At 54.2% G+C, this 16,615-nt stretch carries 14 protein-coding genes; 9 read left to right on the forward strand and 5 right to left on the reverse strand.

Annotated features, from left to right (window positions below):
- Position 1 precedes the first annotated feature (1 nt).
- Positions 2-1,396: a HAMP domain-containing protein gene (locus SPV1_RS00810; RefSeq protein WP_040881357.1), complete on the reverse strand. Its 1,395-nt coding sequence runs from the start codon at positions 1,394-1,396 to the stop codon at positions 2-4.
- A gap of 196 nt (positions 1,397-1,592) precedes the next feature.
- Here SPV1_RS00810 and SPV1_RS00815 point away from each other — a divergent pair, with 196 nt between their 5' ends.
- The 3 genes from SPV1_RS00815 (at position 1,593) to SPV1_RS00825 (ending at position 3,842) form a co-directional block, all read left to right on the forward strand.
- Positions 1,593-2,423, forward strand: coding sequence for a motility protein A (locus SPV1_RS00815; protein ID WP_009849172.1), 831 nt, complete (start codon positions 1,593-1,595; stop codon positions 2,421-2,423).
- A 71-nt stretch (positions 2,424-2,494) separates the two neighbouring features.
- Positions 2,495-3,178, forward strand: a complete 684-nt coding sequence (locus SPV1_RS00820; protein WP_231288227.1) for an OmpA/MotB family protein — start codon at positions 2,495-2,497, stop codon at positions 3,176-3,178.
- Positions 3,179-3,344: 166 nt separating this feature from the next.
- A complete protein-coding gene (locus SPV1_RS00825; RefSeq protein ID WP_009849174.1) occupies positions 3,345-3,842 on the forward strand; it encodes a DUF992 domain-containing protein in 498 nt (165 codons plus the stop codon).
- A 60-nt stretch (positions 3,843-3,902) separates the two neighbouring features.
- On the opposite strand, the gene SPV1_RS00830 is transcribed toward SPV1_RS00825, so the two are convergent.
- Positions 3,903-4,445, reverse strand: coding sequence for an NAD(P)H-dependent oxidoreductase (locus SPV1_RS00830; RefSeq protein WP_009849175.1), 543 nt, complete (start codon positions 4,443-4,445; stop codon positions 3,903-3,905).
- A 135-nt stretch (positions 4,446-4,580) separates the two neighbouring features.
- Here SPV1_RS00830 and SPV1_RS00835 point away from each other — a divergent pair, with 135 nt between their 5' ends.
- Together SPV1_RS00835 and SPV1_RS00840 are read left to right on the forward strand one after the other, a co-directional pair.
- Positions 4,581-5,945 carry an NfeD family protein gene (locus tag SPV1_RS00835; RefSeq protein WP_009849176.1) on the forward strand — a complete coding sequence of 455 codons (1,365 nt, stop codon included), beginning with the start codon at positions 4,581-4,583 and terminating at the stop codon, positions 5,943-5,945.
- Entirely contained in the window at positions 5,942-6,694 is a 753-nt protein-coding gene (locus tag SPV1_RS00840; protein WP_009849177.1) for a slipin family protein, read from the forward strand. Before SPV1_RS00835 ends, SPV1_RS00840 begins: the two co-directional genes overlap by 4 nt.
- A gap of 208 nt (positions 6,695-6,902) precedes the next feature.
- On the opposite strand, the gene SPV1_RS00845 is transcribed toward SPV1_RS00840, so the two are convergent.
- On the reverse strand, positions 6,903-8,576 hold the full coding sequence (locus SPV1_RS00845) for a cation:proton antiporter (RefSeq protein WP_009849178.1): 1,674 nt from the start codon (positions 8,574-8,576) through the stop codon (positions 6,903-6,905).
- A 114-nt stretch (positions 8,577-8,690) separates the two neighbouring features.
- On the reverse strand, positions 8,691-10,169 hold the full coding sequence (gene pap, locus SPV1_RS00850; protein ID WP_009849179.1) for a polyphosphate:AMP phosphotransferase: 1,479 nt from the start codon (positions 10,167-10,169) through the stop codon (positions 8,691-8,693).
- A 297-nt stretch (positions 10,170-10,466) separates the two neighbouring features.
- On the opposite strand from pap, the gene acnA reads away from it, so the two are divergent.
- The 4 genes from acnA to SPV1_RS00870 all read left to right on the forward strand — a co-directional run bounded on the left by acnA (position 10,467) and on the right by SPV1_RS00870 (position 15,442).
- Positions 10,467-13,127, forward strand: a complete 2,661-nt coding sequence (gene acnA, locus SPV1_RS00855) for an aconitate hydratase AcnA (RefSeq protein ID WP_040881358.1) — start codon at positions 10,467-10,469, stop codon at positions 13,125-13,127.
- Between the two features lie 183 nt (positions 13,128-13,310).
- The gene (locus SPV1_RS00860) at positions 13,311-14,348 is read left to right on the forward strand and encodes a phospholipase A (protein WP_040881359.1); all 1,038 of its coding nucleotides are present in this window, start codon (positions 13,311-13,313) and stop codon (positions 14,346-14,348) included.
- A gap of 289 nt (positions 14,349-14,637) precedes the next feature.
- On the forward strand, positions 14,638-14,805 hold the full coding sequence (locus SPV1_RS14230) for a hypothetical protein (RefSeq protein WP_009849183.1): 168 nt from the start codon (positions 14,638-14,640) through the stop codon (positions 14,803-14,805).
- A 91-nt stretch (positions 14,806-14,896) separates the two neighbouring features.
- Positions 14,897-15,442 (forward strand): BPSL1445 family SYLF domain-containing lipoprotein, encoded by a 546-nt coding sequence (locus SPV1_RS00870; RefSeq protein ID WP_009849184.1) that lies wholly within the window; start codon positions 14,897-14,899, stop codon positions 15,440-15,442.
- An 89-nt stretch (positions 15,443-15,531) separates the two neighbouring features.
- On the opposite strand, the gene SPV1_RS14430 is transcribed toward SPV1_RS00870, so the two are convergent.
- The coding region (locus SPV1_RS14430; protein ID WP_009849185.1) for an OmpA family protein at positions 15,532-16,615 on the reverse strand (1,084 nt) is incomplete at its 5' end.

Raw genomic sequence — 16,615 nt, forward strand, 5'->3', positions numbered from 1 at the left:
GTCACCACGGATCATCTTCTGGATCATCAACCGGATTAAATGACTGGAATGCTTTTTCAACCACAGCTGCTATCTCCTGCTCCACATAAGCCTCACCCGGCAGAATATTAATGCAGCGCACCTGTTTGCCGGCGGACAGCGGACACTCACCAAGCTCTTTCGGCCGGAAACCATGTCCCAACACCAACATGGTTCCGTATGGCGCTATCACGCCGTCACTCTCCACCCCTCTGGCCAGCTGCGAAGCCAGTTCAACCGGTGCACCGGCAACAGTCAACTGCCTGCGACGTCCTGTTCCAAGGTAGCCGATCATCACTTCCCCTATCGCCAGTCCGATTCTGAAGCCAACAGCATCAGCAGCACCGTCAGTAAGCCGAGTGGCGGCAGCGGCGATGGCCATTCCCGCTTTGGCTGCCTGATTCTCATGACACTTGAGATCAAACGGGTGGTTAAATACCACCACCATTTCATCGCCCGAAATATGATCAACATGACCGCCGAATTCGTGAGCAATAAATTCGAAGAGGGCAAAGTAGCGGTTCAGGATATGCAGGGCATCATCCTGTGGTGAGTGCAGCGTACTACCGTGGAAATTCATCACCTGGATAGCAAGAATGCTGACCTCCCGTTGTTTATCTGCCCGGTGTGCATTGCGGTCATACTCATCCGCCACCAGTTGCGGGCGCTGATAGTGACCGTACAGATCATGTATCTTCTCCCGCTGCTCCAGATTGGAAACCATCTGATTGAACTGATAAAATACTTTGCCGAACTCATTCGTTGCACGCACAGGCAGGTGCGCGGAGAAATCGCCGCCCCCAACGCGCCTGCATGCCTGGGCCAGTTCTCTTAAATAATTCCTGACACGCCCGCTCATGATATAGACAAGCAACCCCATCAAAAGGGCAGTAAGCAGTGTCGTTGCAGCCATACGCCATCTGATCTGACTCGCGTAGGCTTCCCATGCCTTACCCGGGTTATAGATAGCGATATCCCCCAATCTGGCGGTATTATATCGAATCGTCATCACATACCATTTATCCGCCCCCTTCACCATGGAGGGAGTAACAGGCCACTCTTTCAACGCGGCAATGGGTGCAGGCAGTTTTGTATTACCATAATTCACCTGTTCGCCACTCGCCCAGCGCAGGAAGACCTGGATATTCGGAAGCTGATACATAAACCCATTAATCAGGCTATCCACTTCGGCCCTGCTATTCGCCATCATCGGCATCTTCAACTCATCACCCAGGAGCACCGTCAACAGACGACTTTGCTCACTCTCACTGGAAGCCCATGCATCTCTTTCAACGGCGGTAATGCTCAGCAGCATCACAGTGCCAACCGCAATCACTGACAAAGCAGCCAGCAAGCTCCATACCCAACGCAATGACATGAAATCCTCCGATCAGAATCAGCAACAGGGGCGTCAAATACACCTGCATACCGCAAGACAAGCATATTGTTTGCCAACAACTGGCCCGCCTGATCCGCTCGGCCAACAGCAGTAGTCTCATGCGCCGTTGCTGATGAACATTTGGCCGGATAATTGCTAGGTACGATCGAACTAACAACGCACAAAGGAGATCAACATGGACTTATCAACCATTGCAGGTATTTTGGCTGGTATCGGACTGATCATTCTCTCTGTATTTCTCTCCTCAGTGCAGCCCGACGTGTATATCAACCTGCCGGGACTGCTGATCGTTGTCGGAGGTACATTCGCCGCCACTCTGGTCAGTTTTCCGGCACAGGAGCTGGGCAAGGTTTGGCGGGTATTGGGGAACGTGTTTCGCAATAACGAATACTCAATCAGTGATGATATTTCTGAAATCGCAAATGCTGCCCGCCTGCGCCGCCATGGTGACCTGGCCCGTATCGAGGACCAACTCTCCCGCATTGGCAACCCGTTCCTGAGAACTGCAATCCAGCTGGTCATCGACAACACACCAACCGAAGAAATCGTCAATATTTTGCAGTGGCGTATCAAGCGACTGCGTGAGCAGGAGCGCGCTGAAGCGCATGTCTTTCACGTCATGAGTGTTTACGCCCCGGCATTCGGCATGTTCGGCACGCTCGTTGGTATGGTAAACATGCTCTTTGGCATCAGTGGTCCCGACATGTTAAATATCGGTCATAATATGGCCGTCGCTCTGATGACGACACTTTACGGCGTCATTCTCTCCAATCTCATATTCAAACCAATCGCCATCAAACTGGAACGGCGTACGGAAAAGCGGGCCATGATCATGCGCATGATTGTTGAAGGCACCATTATGCTGGCAGGCAATCGCAGCCCGGTGTTTATCCGCGAAACGCTAAGTTCATTTTCGGCCCACCATGACGATGAACTGCGCAGCACCGGCAGCTCTTCCGGCAAAGCCTCCGCTACCCAAAGAAGTAGCATGGCTGATGACTTCTGATGAGCAGCAATCCTGAATCAGTCTCCGGGAAATCCAGCATGGAAATGATCCGGAGCCATATCCTCAGCGACATGGAAGAACGCGAAATCGAACATGATCAAAGCGTTACAAATGAAGGATGGATGGTCGCCTATCTGGATCTGATGACCCTGTTGCTGGCGTTGTTCATCATTATGGGGGCCGTCAGTCACTCCAAGGCAGGCGTAAAAATGCAGGCCCCCTCTTCGCCGCAAAATACCACCTCAGAAGGTACCCCGGTTTCAGATAATGCCACCATTCAGCGACAGGGGCAGAAGGAGGGCATGGAAGATAATATGCGCCGCATTCTTGGCAGCAACTCGCTCGGCGGCGTGATGGACGTCAAAATGTCACCCGGTCAGATCCGATTACAAATGGATGCAGCCCTGCTGTTCAAGCCCGGTCAGTCGGAGCTGGATGAGTCATCCAGAATACCACTAAAGAATCTGGCCAAAGTGTTGCAGACTTACACGGGTAAAATAGAAGTGGCAGGGCACAGTGACAGTACCCCACTGGCCGGCAGGGGCTATCAATCCAACTGGGAGCTCTCAACGATGAGGGCTACCGCTGTGGTAAAGGCACTGATTGATTTCGGCATAGAGCCGGGGCGCCTGCATGCGGCCGGATATGCCGACACACGCCCGCTCGCCTCCAACGCGACTGCGGAAGGCCGGGCCAAAAATCGCAGGGTAGAGTTTACTATTGAAATGGGGCCGGAGTTTTTACGCCGGCGATAACAGGCCCTCGAACCACAACATCAGCGCACGATTTTCAAGCCACATGACAGCCTGGCTTAAGCCCGGATCGCATGCATGAAAGACCCTATTATTTTATTGAGTTTCGTCTATAATAAGCGCAAGCCCTCAAGAGGGAAGCAGCAATTCGTCAGTAAAGGAGCTCGGCATGAAACATTCACTTATAAAATTCGGCATCATCAGTGCCATGGCATTGGGCATGGTTGCAGCGCCTGCATTTGCAGGGGAATCGACCGCTGGCACAAAAATCGGCGTTTTGACCTGCAAGACTGTACCCCATACCACGGTAAACCTGTTGGTCCATTCAACAACGGACGTACGCTGTGACTTCGTGGCAACAGATGGCAGCGGCGTTGAGCACTATATCGGGGAAACAGGCGTAGGCTTTGGCGTTGACCTGAATTACAAACGTGATTCAACAATTGCCTTTACCGTGTTTGCCGCCGATGGTCATGCCGGCAACCACAAGATGGCCGGTAAATATGTCGGCGCAGGCGCTTCGGCAACTGTCGGTGCAGGCGTTGGCGCGCAAGTGCTGGTCGGAGGCGGTGACAAGAGCATCTCGCTTGAACCGGCCATTGAGGGCAATACCGGTCTTGGTGCAAGTGCAGGCCTCACCTATCTGTACCTGCAAGCAGACAAGTAACAATCACCATAAGAGGGGGTTCGAAAGAGCCCCCTTTTTTTACCTCTGATTCCGCAAATTTTAGTCAATCAGGCGGGCAGCTACTTCCGCTATATGCGCACCATAGCTGCGTGCCGCAACCAGCGATCCATCTGAAAGCCCTGCAGGCATGCCTTCATGATTTCCACTGCGACCGCAGGGCCCCCACTGCAACCCACCGTCGGCATATCCCGGTAAAGATTTAGGAAAACCGACCACAATCATACCGTGTTCGAGGAAATTCGAGTGCAGCGAAACAAGCGTCTGCTCTATACCACCACCAGCACCACCAAAACCTCCGCCGGTTGCAAACACACCACCGACCTTGCCTTCCAGAGCCCCCTCCATCCACAGCTTGCCAGCTTCATCAATCAGTTTTTTGACCGGCCAGGCCATTGACCCCATGTGCACAGGTGTACCGAGAATAATGACATCAGCCTGTGTCAGGTCATCCAGCCCGGTCATCTCGACCAGTTTAAGGTCGATCACGGCCGCACCATCGGCTACCTTGTAGCCTGCCGCAATCGCTTCAGCCATTTTACGCGTGTTACCGTAATCCGAGTGATAACTGATCAATACCTGCATTCAAGCACTCCCTTTCATGTCACTACGGAATGACTCTATCTGTGCATGATTGCAAGTCCATCCACTATCTCAATAGCAGTCAGCTCAAATGCTGCACTATATAAAGATGCACCAGATATATGCTATACTGCTCCAATGTCAGTCTTCACCCGCATCCTGATGCTGCTCTGCATATCACTGATCGCGCATACTTCGCCCGCACAGGCCGTGCCGCATGCGCTGGTACTGGATATTCAGGGGGCCATCGGCCCTGCTGTGGCGGAAGATGTACATAACACGCTTGCTCAGGCCGGGGATGCGGGACTGGTTATCCTGCGCATGGATACGCCTGGCGGTCTGGATCAATCCATGCGGAAGATTATACAGGACATCCTTGCCTCCCCTGTGCCGGTAGCAACCTTTGTCGCACCGCAGGGTGCCAGAGCTGCCAGCGCCGGTACTTATATTCTCTATGCCTCTCACATTGCCGCCATGTCACCAGCCACCAATCTGGGCGCCGCCACGCCGGTACAGATCGGCGCATTACCCAAGCCGGATATCCCCCGCTCACCGTCAGTAAAAGGCAGTAGCCCTGAAACACCGGAAGAGAGCGGCAACCCGATGCAGCATAAAATGGTAAATGATGCGACCGCCTATATCCGCAGTCTGGCACAGTTGAGGCATCGCAATGTCGAATGGGCTGAACTGGCTGTACGCAAAGCGGCCTCGCTGAGTGCCGATCAGGCGCTGAAAATGGGCGTTATTGACCTGATCGCACAGGATATCCCTCAACTGTTGAAAAAAGTGGATGGGCGCACTGTATCCACAGGCAATGCAAGCGTAACGCTGCATACCCGCGGCATGCGCATTGAAACTGTCGAACGCAACTGGAGAAGCCGGCTGCTCGCCGTGATCAGCGATCCCAATGTAGCCTATGTGCTGATGCTGCTCGGCATCTACGGCCTGTTCTTCGAGCTGGCCAATCCGGGCACGATACTGCCTGGCGTCATCGGAGGTATTTCGCTACTGCTGGCCCTGTTCGCATTTCAGGTACTGCCCGTCAATTATGCCGGTCTGGCTCTGATATTTCTCGGCATCGGCTTCATGATCGGCGAAGCCTTCGTGCCCAGCTTCGGAGCGCTGGGGCTTGGCGGAGTGATTGCCTTTGTTGCCGGCTCAGTCATGCTGATGGATACAGGTGCGCCGGGCTTTGCACTGTCACTGAGCCTGATTTTCGCCGTTGCAGCATGCTCGGCCGCTTTTTTCATCCTGATTATCGGCATGGCGATCAGGGCCAGACTGCGCCCAGTCGTAACCGGGGCAGAAGAGATGATCGGTCTGCTCGGCACAGCCAGCGAAGACTTCGATGGCACAGGTCACGTGCTGGTGCATGGCGAAATCTGGCAGGCTGTTTCAACGGTGCCGTTAACTAACGGCCAAAGCATACGCGTCAGCAATCGAAACGGATTAACCTTGCAGGTTGATCCAGTACAACACAACAATCCGGAGGCACTGCCATGAACGCTATCATTATCATCCTGTTCTTTATTCTCGTTATTCTGATCAGCTCCGTTCGGGTGCTGCGCGAATACCAACGCGGTGTCGTTTTCCAACTTGGTCGCTTCTGGAAGGTCAAAGGGCCCGGCCTGATCCTGTTGATCCCGGTCATCCAGCAGATGGTACGTGTGGACCTGCGCACCATCGTCTTTGATGTACCAACTCAGGATGTGATCAGCCGCGACAATGTTTCAGTCAAGGTCAACGCCGTGATCTATTTCCGCGTCATGGATCCACAGAAGGCTATTATCAACGTCGAGAACTTCTTTGATGCCACCAGCCAGCTGGCCCAGACAACGCTGCGTAGCGTGCTTGGTCAGCATGAGTTGGACGAGATGCTGGCGGAGCGAGACCGACTCAACACCGATATCCGCACCATACTCGATACGCAGACCGATGCATGGGGCATCAAGGTCGCCAATGTCGAGATCAAACATGTTGATCTGGATGAAAGTATGATTCGCGCCATTGCCCAGCAGGCTGAAGCAGAGCGGACCAGACGTGCCAAGATTATCCATGCCGAAGGTGAGATGCAGGCAGCGACAAAACTGGTTGAAGCCGCAGGCATGTTGTCGAAACAACCGCAGGCCATTCAGCTGCGCTACATGCAGACACTGACCGAGATTGCCGGCGATAAAACCTCAACCATCGTATTTCCGCTGCCTATAGACCTGATCGGACCGCTGCTGAATAAACAAACGGATCAGGAATAGCCTGGCGTTGCTGCATCAAACCGGAGTACCCGCCCCCGATATCGGGAAGGTGACCGGGAGGTTGAATCATGGAAGATCTGAAGGGCTCGGAATCATGGCGTATATTCAGGATTATAAGTGAATTCACAGAAGGGTTCGATAAACTTGAAACGCTGCCGTTTTCCATCACCATTTTCGGGGCAGCGCGCAGCCTGCCGCCGAACAGGGTTCAGCGCTGCCGAACAGGTTGGTCGCCTTCATTGTCTCCCAGCCCGAACCTGGCAAGCGTTTCTGCCGTGATCATCTGATCACTACCAAAGGTATCCGCCACCACCTCAGTCGCACCCGCCTGATAAAACTGGAACAGATGCATCTCCTTACGCGTTCTGACAATAATGGGCAAGTCCGGCTCCACGGCCCGAACCCGGCTGATAATCTTCATCGCCGTATTGAAATCGATCATGCTGATCACCAGCGCCGATGCACGGGAGAGGCCGCAGGCATGCAGCAACTCCAGACTCCCGGCATCCCCAAAGGATACCGGCTTGCCATCGGCCGTGCCCTGCCTGACCATCACCGGTTCCAACTCTATCGCCATACAGGGGACCCGATGTTGCAGCAGCAGATTCAGTGTATGCTGACCCACCCGCCCGAAACCACAAACGATGACATGCCGGTTCAGCGTACGGGCAGTATCCAGAATACCGTCCCTGATCTCCTGCTGACTTTGCTTCACCGCTTTCGGCAGCAGTCGGGTCGCAATAATGCCGTTATAACGGATCAGCAACGGGGCCAGCATCATACTGAGCAGCATTGCCGCCAGCATGCTCTGCCCCTCATCCGGACGCAGAATATCTCCCTCCATAGCCAGAATCAGAATGGCAAAGCCGAATTCTCCCCCATGTGCCAGGATCAGGCCTGTCCGCAATGACACCGCGCTGTTCCAGCCACCCAGCCGGCAAAAGGCCGCGACAATCAGCAATTTAAATACAATCAGTAGTGCCAGTAGCGCCAATGCATAGCGCCACACATCGGGCAGTGCCGAGAGATCCAGCATCATGCCGACGGTAATAAAAAACAGTCCCAGCAACACATCCCGAAACGGTCTGATCTCCGACTCAACCTGATGCCTGAACTCTGTTTCGCTCAGCATCACCCCGGCAAGGAATGCCCCCAGCGCAAACGTCAAACCGATCTGATGAGTGAGCCAGGCAGAGCAGAGTACCACCAGCAACACAGTCAGTGTAAACAACTCGGCCGAATGAAAACGAGCCACTTCACGGAACAACGGCCTGAGTACCCAGCGACCGAAGGCAAACATCAGTAACAGGACCGCTACCCCTTCCGCCAAAGCCTTCAACACAGTCAGCATGGTTGTTTGCCCTGTCGTTCCACTAAGCATGGCGACAAGAATCAGAAACGGCACCACCATCAGATCCTGAAACAGCAGGATACCCAGACTGTTCCTGCCATGACGCGTCTGTAACTCAACCTGATCGGCCAGCTGCTTGGTGACCAGTGCCGTTGATGACATGGCAAGTACCCCGCCAAGCACCAATGCGCTCTCCAGCGACAGACCGACTGCCACCGCTGCTGCAGTCGTGACTGCTGCGGTAAACAGTACCTGTGCGCTGCCCAGTCCCAATACTGCGGCTTTCATGTGCATTAACAGGGAAGCGGAGAATTCCAGACCGATCGTAAATAGCAGCAACACCACGCCGAACTCGGCCAGCACACGAATCTGCTCAACATCGTAGACCAGGCCGAGCCCGTATGGGCCGACCGTGATGCCGACAACCAGATAGGCCAGAACAGGCGGCATACCTATACGCAGGAACAGCACCACAACGAATACCGTCGCTACCAGCATGATCAGGGTGTCATTCAGGGAACTGTACTCCATCACACCTCCGTCAGGTCACCGGCGCGGCTATGATTGCGCCTTATTAACCTCTTGCAGTATAGCGGGGTTTACCGGCTCGATACATGCCCCCCATACTCACGGCTGGCAGCAGCCTCAATCGAGCGCCTGCTCAAGGCGGTCACACAATGTTTTCAGCACCTTGATACGTGCAAACCGCTTGTCATTAGCCTCCACCAGCGTCCATGGAGCAATTTCACTGCTGGTACGATCGACCATATCACAGACGGCACGGTCGAACTGCTGCCAGTTTTCGCGATTGCGCCAGTCATCTCCGGTGATCTTGAACTGCTTGAATCCAACCTGTTCGCGGGCATGAAAGCGCTTTAGCTGCTCCTCTCTGGAGATCGCCAGCCAGAATTTCACGATAATAGTATTGTGAGCAATGAGCTGAGCCTCAAAGTCATTGATCTCCTTATAAGCCCGCATCCAGTCGGCCTCCGAACATAGCTGCTCCACCCGCTCCACCAGCACACGGCCATACCATGAGCGGTCGAAAATGGTAAATTCTCCGTTGCCCGGTACATGCCGCCAGAAACGCCACAAATAGGGCTGAGCCAGCTCCTCATCGCTGGGCGCACCAATAGGTATGATACGGTAATGGCGGGCATCCAGCGCCTGACTGATGCGGCGGATGGCACTCCCCTTGCCTGCCGCATCCGAACCCTCAAAAACGGCAATCAGAGACTTGTTGCGAAATTTCGGATGGCGCATGAGCTGGTTGAGCTTCCCCTGATATTTAGCCAACTGCCGATGATATGATTTTTTATCCAGCGACAGCGTCAGATCCAGCGAACTAAGCAGGGTTTTGTCATCTATTGCCGGTGGCATGGGCGGCACTCCGACAGGATGTGGTGGCGACGATGCGTCCAGCCGCTTGCGTATCGCCTCCAACAGGTAGTTGCCGGTAGTCAGATTGCGAAACCGGAAATCACTGCTCTCGATGATAATCCACGGCGCTTCGGCCGTATTGGTTTCACGCAACACATGTTCTGCCACATTGCTGAACTCGTCATATAGTTTCAGGTGCTGCCAGTCCGTCTCGGTGACACGCCAGCTGGTCTCGGGATTTTCGGCAAGCTTTGTCAGCTGTCTTTTCTGGGCCTTTTTCGACAAGTGTAGCCAGAGCTTGATAATCAACCCCCCTTCATAGGTGATCATTCGCTCGAAACTGGTGATCTCATCGATACACTGGCCCAGTTCAGCCTCTTTGATATTGCCCTGCATGCGCTCCATGATCGGATGGGAATACCAGGAACCGAAAAATACACCTATTTTTCCTTTGGGCGGCAGTGCGCGCCAGAAACGCCACATCATCGGCCGGGTACGCTCTTCATCAGTCGGTTCGGCCAGAGCATGCACCCGAATATGGCGCGGATCCATCCATTCGTTCAACAGATTAACTATCTCACCCTTACCGGAACCATCCACACCGCCAACCAGCAGGATGACCGGAAAGCGCGCCTGCTCGGCCAACTCATATTGCACATTCAGCAAGGCCTCGCGCAGTGCAGGCACCTCAGCATCATAACGCTCCTTGTCGATGCTGTGACCGAGTTCGGCCGATTCGAACATACCATGCCCCCTTCGCTTCAGATGCAACACCAAGCCCGCAGACGGACTATCAATGCGTTCACTGCAGGGTAATGCATACGGGCATGCTCGGCAATCTCCTGCAACCTGGTCTCTACTCACAACAGGCCCACTAAACCGGCCTGCACCTGCAAGGTTGGATACCAATAAATGATCTGCAAGGCACTGTTTTCCGACTCTGTTTTCCTGTCTGCCTGCAGAGACATTGTCAGTCACCTTTGGATTATAACTGATGTTTCCGCTATATTCGCCGACATATTTCATAACATTGGAGCAGCCATGAACAACAGTTTCGGCGCAAAAACTAGTCTGTCGGTCGGCGACAAGACCTATACCTATTACGCCCTGAAGGCTGCGGGTGACATTGATCGCCTGCCCTACGCCATGAAAATCCTGCTGGAAAACATGCTACGTCGCGAGGACGGTGTGAACGTCACCGCTGATGACATCAACTTTCTGGCCAAATGGGATGAAAAAGCGGAACCGAATCATGAAATCGCCTATATGCCGGCACGCGTGCTGATGCAGGATTTCACAGGCGTCCCCGCCGTTGTGGACCTGGCCGCCATGCGTGATGCAGTGGCAGCCCTCGGTGGCGATACCGCCAAAATCGAACCGCTGGCCCCGGCCGAGCTGGTGATTGACCACTCCGTACAGGTCGACACATTCGGCACAGCCGATGCTGCGACGAAAAACACCGGCATTGAGTTTCAGCGCAATCGTGAGCGTTACAATTTCCTGAAGTGGGGACAGAATGCCTTTGAAACATTCAAGGCAGTACCGCCGGGCACAGGCATCGTGCATCAGGTCAATCTGGAGTTTCTGGCGCGCACCGTTTTTGTAAACAATGAAGGCGTTGCCTATCCGGACACACTGGTCGGCACCGATTCCCATACCACGATGATCAACGGTCTGGGCGTACTGGGCTGGGGTGTCGGCGGCATTGAAGCCGAAGCCGCCATGCTCGGTCAGCCGGTATCGATGCTGGTACCGAAGGTGGTCGGTTTCAAGCTGACCGGCGAGCTACCGGAAGGCGCAACCGCAACCGATCTGGTTCTGACGATCGTTGAGATGCTGCGCAAGCACGGCGTTGTCGGTAAATTTGTCGAGTTCTACGGGTCCGGACTCGATAGCCTGCCGCTCGCCGATCGTGCGACGATCGCCAATATGGCTCCGGAATATGGCGCAACCTGCGGCATCTTCCCGATTGATGATGAAACACTGAACTACCTGCGCCTCTCGAATCGCTCGGCGGAGAACGTTGCACTGGTTGAGGCCTATGCCAAAGCACAGGGGATGTTCCGTGACGCTGACAGCCCGGAAGCAATCTACAGCGAGTATGTCGCACTCGATATGTCCACCGTTGTACCGTCGCTGGCCGGTCACAAGCGCCCGCAGGATCGCATCGCCCTGACCGAATCCAAAGCCAAATATCAGCAGGCGGTCGAAACGGTCAAAGCTGAAGCAGGCATTACCACCCACGCAGTTAACACCACGATCAACGGAGAAAACGTCACTATTGATGACGGAGCTGTCGTCATTGCGGCAATCACCTCATGTACCAACACCTCCAACCCATCCGTCATGGTCGCTGCCGGTCTTGTTGCCAAAAAAGCGGCTGCGCTCGGCCTGAGTGCAGCACCATGGGTTAAAACCTCGCTCGGCCCCGGCTCGCTTGTGGTTACCGAATATCTGGACAAGGCAGGTCTCTCACCCGAGCTGGACAAGCTGGGCTTTAATACCGTCGGGTACGGTTGCACCACCTGCATCGGTAACTCCGGCCCCCTGCCGGCAGCAGTCTCTGCCGCAATCGCCGAAGGCAACCTGGCGGTCACATCCGTACTCTCCGGCAATCGAAACTTCGAAGGGCGTGTCCATGCCGAAGTGCGCATGAACTACCTGGCCTCCCCACCGCTGGTCGTCGCCTATGCCATTGCCGGCACAATGAATATCGATCTCTATAACGATCCGATCGGTCAGGATGCCAACGGCAAGGATCTCTTCCTCAGGGATATCTGGCCTACCCAGAAAGAGGTGGCTGATACCGTGGCGTCCTGCGTCACAGCCGAGCAGTTCGAAGCGGCCTACGGCAATGTGTATGCCGGCGATGCCAACTGGCAGAACCTGCAGGCGCCAAGCGGCGACCGTTTCGCCTGGGACAACGATTCCACCTATATCCAGCACCCACCCTATTTTGAGGGCATGAGCTTCGAGCTGGACCCGGTCACCGACATCAAGGGCGCACGTGTACTGGCGCTGCTCGGTGATTCGGTCACCACCGACCACATCTCACCTGCGGGTGCCATCAAGGCTGACTCTCCTGCCGGTCGTTATTTGCAGGAGCGCGGTGTGGAGGCAAAAGACTTCAACTCCTACGGCTCCCGTCGCGGGAATCACCAGATCATGATGCGCGGCACCTTCGCCAATATCCGCCTGCGCAACCGGCTGGCTCCGGGTACCGAGGGCGGCGTCACACTGCACCAACCCTCCAACACCCTGATGAGCATCTATGATGCAGCCATGCAGTATATCGATGAAGGCGTGGCCAGTATCATTCTGGCCGGCAAAGAGTATGGCTCCGGCTCCTCACGCGACTGGGCGGCAAAAGGCCCGCGTTTGCAGGGTGTTCAGGCTGTTATTGCCGAAACCTATGAGCGCATCCATCGCTCCAATCTCGTCGGCATGGGCATTTTGCCGCTGCAGTTCAAGGCAGGTGAGTCTGCCGAGTCACTGGGCCTGACCGGTCAGGAGAGCTATGACTTTAGCGGCATCGGCGACGGCTCGGCCAAAGAGCTGCATGTTACCGCTACTGCAACCGATGGTTCGGTGAAGTCGTTCACTGTGGATGTACGCATCGATACCCCGAAAGAGGTGGAGTACTACCAGCATGGCGGCATCCTGCACTATGTACTGCGCCAGCTGGCTGCAGAGAAGGCCTAAACAGACTCCCCTCCTGCGTACGGAAACCGTACGCAGGAGGGCACCATCTCCCGATCGAACAACCTGAGCAGAAAATCCATTGTTGTGTTACTGTGTGCCATGCATCATTCACTCATTCCGACAACAATACGTGTCTGCAGTTGCTACAGCCACGGGCATGTACTGCTGGATAAGGAGCGGCTTATGAACAGGTATCGCTGCTGTATGCTGCTCTGTTTTCTCCTGCTGAACGCGACACAGGCCGGCGCAGCTGACGGAGTCAGCGCCTGTACCGGCATCGCTGACCCCGATGCCCGTCTGGCCTGCTACGACAAAGCAGCCGGCCATCAGCCGGAAGCAAGTAAAAAAGCGAACGTAGACATCCTCTCGACCAGACTACCGGAAGCGACTGCTCCGGTTGTAAGTATCCCTGACGGACGGGCTACCAGTTATCTTGAACGCATGTGGGAACTCACAGATGCCAGCAAAAACGGCACCTTCCGCTTTCGACCTTATCAGCCGAACTACCTCATGCCCTGGAGACGTTCCAACCGACCGAACTTGCAACCCTTCTCACCCACGCATGGGAGTGCTGCACCTGCCCACCTGCAACCGACCGAAGTACGTTTTCAGCTGAGCTTCAAAACGAAATTATTGCAAAATGCGATAGGCTCCCCCGTTGACCTTTGGTTCGCCTATACCCAACAGTCCAACTGGCAACTCTATAATAGTGCCCGCTCCTCCCCGATTCGCGAAACCGACTATGCGCCGGAACTGATCCTTACCCTGCCCATGGATATCAAGCTGCTCGGTATGCACTGGAAAATGCTCAATGCAGGCTTCATGCATCAATCCAATGGCCGCTCCGGTGCATATTCACGCAGCTGGAACCGCATCTACCTGCAGGCCGGCCTGGAACGGGGAAACTTCCTGCTTATGCTTCGTCCCTGGTATCGCCTCCCGGAAGCACTCAACAGGGATGACAATCCGGATATCCGTCAGTTTATGGGCAGTGGCGATATTCGGGCAACCTGGATCGGCAATGAGTATGCACTATCAGCGCTGGGTCGTTATAGCTTTCAGGGGCGCAAAGGCGCATTGAAAATCAACTGGGTATTTCCTATCAAGGGGCGCTTAAAGGGCTATGCAGAATACTTTAACGGCTACGGTGAAAGCCTGATTGATTACAACCACCGCCAGCAGATCATCGGTCTGGGTCTGTTAATTTCCAGCTGGCCATAAACAACTCCCCCATTCGACTTACACCCCTGCTTTGGAATCATATTCCGGAGACGTCCCCCCCTCAGACTCCTTTATGGATTGGAAAACAATGTTTTTCGGACCGGATATGACACTCTGTGCGTTAACGTACAGAGAAAGCCATGCGAAAAGCAGAGTCTGGCATTCATCCGGAGGGTGGTACCCCCTCTGCTGGTTATGAATGGCTTTTTCGGCTATGATAAATGCCAAGTCATGATCAGGACTTTTTTCGGCGACCAGAGGTAACAGAATGATGCGTAGAAATATTTTAATGATCACAATACTGCTGATGCTCGGATTTGTCATGACAGGCTGTGAACTCGTTTACCACCCGTATGACCGTGGTTATCGCTCCGGACATAGCGACAACAGCCATCAGCGCGACAAGGATCATCATCGCGACAACGGCCATGAGAAGGAGCGCAAGCATCACGACTGATTCATGAACCCGGGCATGTGAATTTGATGTCCGTGCAAGATTTATCAATATCTTTGATACGACGAAAACTAACGGTTAAAGGAGTTAATCAATGAACAGACTGAAACAAGCAAGCTTCATGGTAATGGCACTCATGTTTCTGGCACCACTGCCGGCTATGGCTGCAAGCGCGGTGGAGATAAATGCCAAGGTAACAGCCGCTCTGGCCGATTTTTATAAAACTGTCGGCGGTGGCAAGGAGCTGGCTGCAAAAGCCCGCGGCATTCTGGTATTTCCGGAAGTATATAAGGCCGGTATCGGTATCGGTGGCGAATATGGCGAAGGCGCCCTCAGAATCGGCGGAAAAACCGTCCAGTACTACAGTACGGCTGCCGCCTCCATCGGTTTTCAGTTGGGAGCACAGGTCAAGTCGCAGGTGATCCTGTTTATGACCAAAGATGCACTGAAGAAATTTCGCGCCAGCGACGGCTGGAAAGCCGGGGTAGACGGCAGTGTAGCGCTGGCCTCTCTGGGTGCGGACGGGTCCATTGATAGTGAGACTGCCAAAAAACCGATTATCGGCTTTATCTTCTCTAACAAGGGGCTGATGTATAACCTGACCTTTGAAGGAACCAAGATAAGTAAAATTAAGAAATAGTCTTAGCTCCGATTCAAGCGGTTGCTATGCAAAACAAACAAGGGAGGCTTTATTAAGCCTCCCTTGTTTGTTTGAGCCGATAGCGCGGATTACTCGGACGTCCGCGTAGCGGTAACCTCTACCTCCACGCGTCGGTCAGGCGCCAGACAGGTGATCAACGGATTGCCGGACTTGCCCGCACAATCCTCCCGTTTGGTCACAGGATTTGACTCACCGGCACCTCTGGCCGTGATTTTATCGGCAGGGATACCGCCGAACTTAACCAGATAGTCTCGAACTGCATTGGCACGGCGCTCAGATAGCTTCTGGTTATATTCATCCGTACCAATACGATCGGTATACCCCGTCACAACCATGGTTTCAAAGCTTGCGCCCTTCAAACTTTCCACAAACTTGTCGAGAGCCCGTTTACCTTCATTCCTCAGAGTTGATCTATTAAAGCCGAACAGGGAGTTCGCCGAGGAGTCAGAAGCAAAGACCGTCTTCACAGGTGCCGGTGGCGGTGTTACAACTACTGGCTCAGGCACAACCGGCTCCGGCTCCACCACGGCTACCGGAGCCGGGGCAGGCTTTTCAGTACCAAATCTGTAAGTCATACCCAGTGAGAACAGATCGATATTACCTTTGCTGCCTGTAGCATCATTGATCCGGTATCGCTCGGCTTCCGCGCGTATTCCGAAAGCACGCGTCAAATTGTAATCAAGACCCACACCATATTTCGGGTTCCAGGCCCACTTCTTTGGGCTGGCATTAGCCGGCAAGGCAAGAGCGCCTGTGGTGGAAAAGCTGTCTCTGGTCTGGGCATAAGTCAGACCACCCCGACCAAACACAGAAAACTGATCGGTGAGAGGCAACCTGATTAATGCATCCAGATTCACACCTCTGACCTTGATATTGCCGAGCAAAGAGCCGGCGGGTGTTGTGGTCGACGTAAAATTGAAACGACCCAGATCAAACCAGCCGCTCTCAAGAGATAAGTACTTATTGGCCTGATAACCGCCATACAGTTTATAACCGATATCCCGATTATCTCTGGTAACTGACGTGATAGCCAGACCCGGACCTGATACCCGGTTGGTCATCCCGCTTTCATCCAGATGAGATACCGACTGCCCAACGTTACCACCGAGATAGAAGCCTGAATCATCTGCCGCCATTGCCAGAGACGTATTG

Origin of the sequence: Mariprofundus ferrooxydans PV-1, assembly GCF_000153765.1 — a bacterium.
In the GTDB taxonomy this organism is placed as follows: Bacteria; Pseudomonadota; Zetaproteobacteria; order Mariprofundales; family Mariprofundaceae; genus Mariprofundus; species Mariprofundus ferrooxydans.

Coding starts and splice junctions, on each gene's coding strand:
- SPV1_RS00810 (WP_040881357.1), bottom strand. CDS start 1,396: ATGTCATTGCGTTGGGTATGGAGCTTGCTGGCTGCTTTGTCAGTGATT.
- SPV1_RS00815 (WP_009849172.1), top strand. CDS start 1,593: ATGGACTTATCAACCATTGCAGGTATTTTGGCTGGTATCGGACTGATC.
- SPV1_RS00820 (WP_231288227.1), top strand. CDS start 2,495: ATGGAAGAACGCGAAATCGAACATGATCAAAGCGTTACAAATGAAGGA.
- SPV1_RS00825 (WP_009849174.1), top strand. CDS start 3,345: ATGAAACATTCACTTATAAAATTCGGCATCATCAGTGCCATGGCATTG.
- SPV1_RS00830 (WP_009849175.1), bottom strand. CDS start 4,445: ATGCAGGTATTGATCAGTTATCACTCGGATTACGGTAACACGCGTAAA.
- SPV1_RS00835 (WP_009849176.1), top strand. CDS start 4,581: ATGTCAGTCTTCACCCGCATCCTGATGCTGCTCTGCATATCACTGATC.
- SPV1_RS00840 (WP_009849177.1), top strand. CDS start 5,942: ATGAACGCTATCATTATCATCCTGTTCTTTATTCTCGTTATTCTGATC.
- SPV1_RS00845 (WP_009849178.1), bottom strand. CDS start 8,576: ATGGAGTACAGTTCCCTGAATGACACCCTGATCATGCTGGTAGCGACG.
- pap (WP_009849179.1), bottom strand. CDS start 10,169: ATGTTCGAATCGGCCGAACTCGGTCACAGCATCGACAAGGAGCGTTAT.
- acnA (WP_040881358.1), top strand. CDS start 10,467: ATGAACAACAGTTTCGGCGCAAAAACTAGTCTGTCGGTCGGCGACAAG.
- SPV1_RS00860 (WP_040881359.1), top strand. CDS start 13,311: ATGAACAGGTATCGCTGCTGTATGCTGCTCTGTTTTCTCCTGCTGAAC.
- SPV1_RS14230 (WP_009849183.1), top strand. CDS start 14,638: ATGATCACAATACTGCTGATGCTCGGATTTGTCATGACAGGCTGTGAA.
- SPV1_RS00870 (WP_009849184.1), top strand. CDS start 14,897: ATGAACAGACTGAAACAAGCAAGCTTCATGGTAATGGCACTCATGTTT.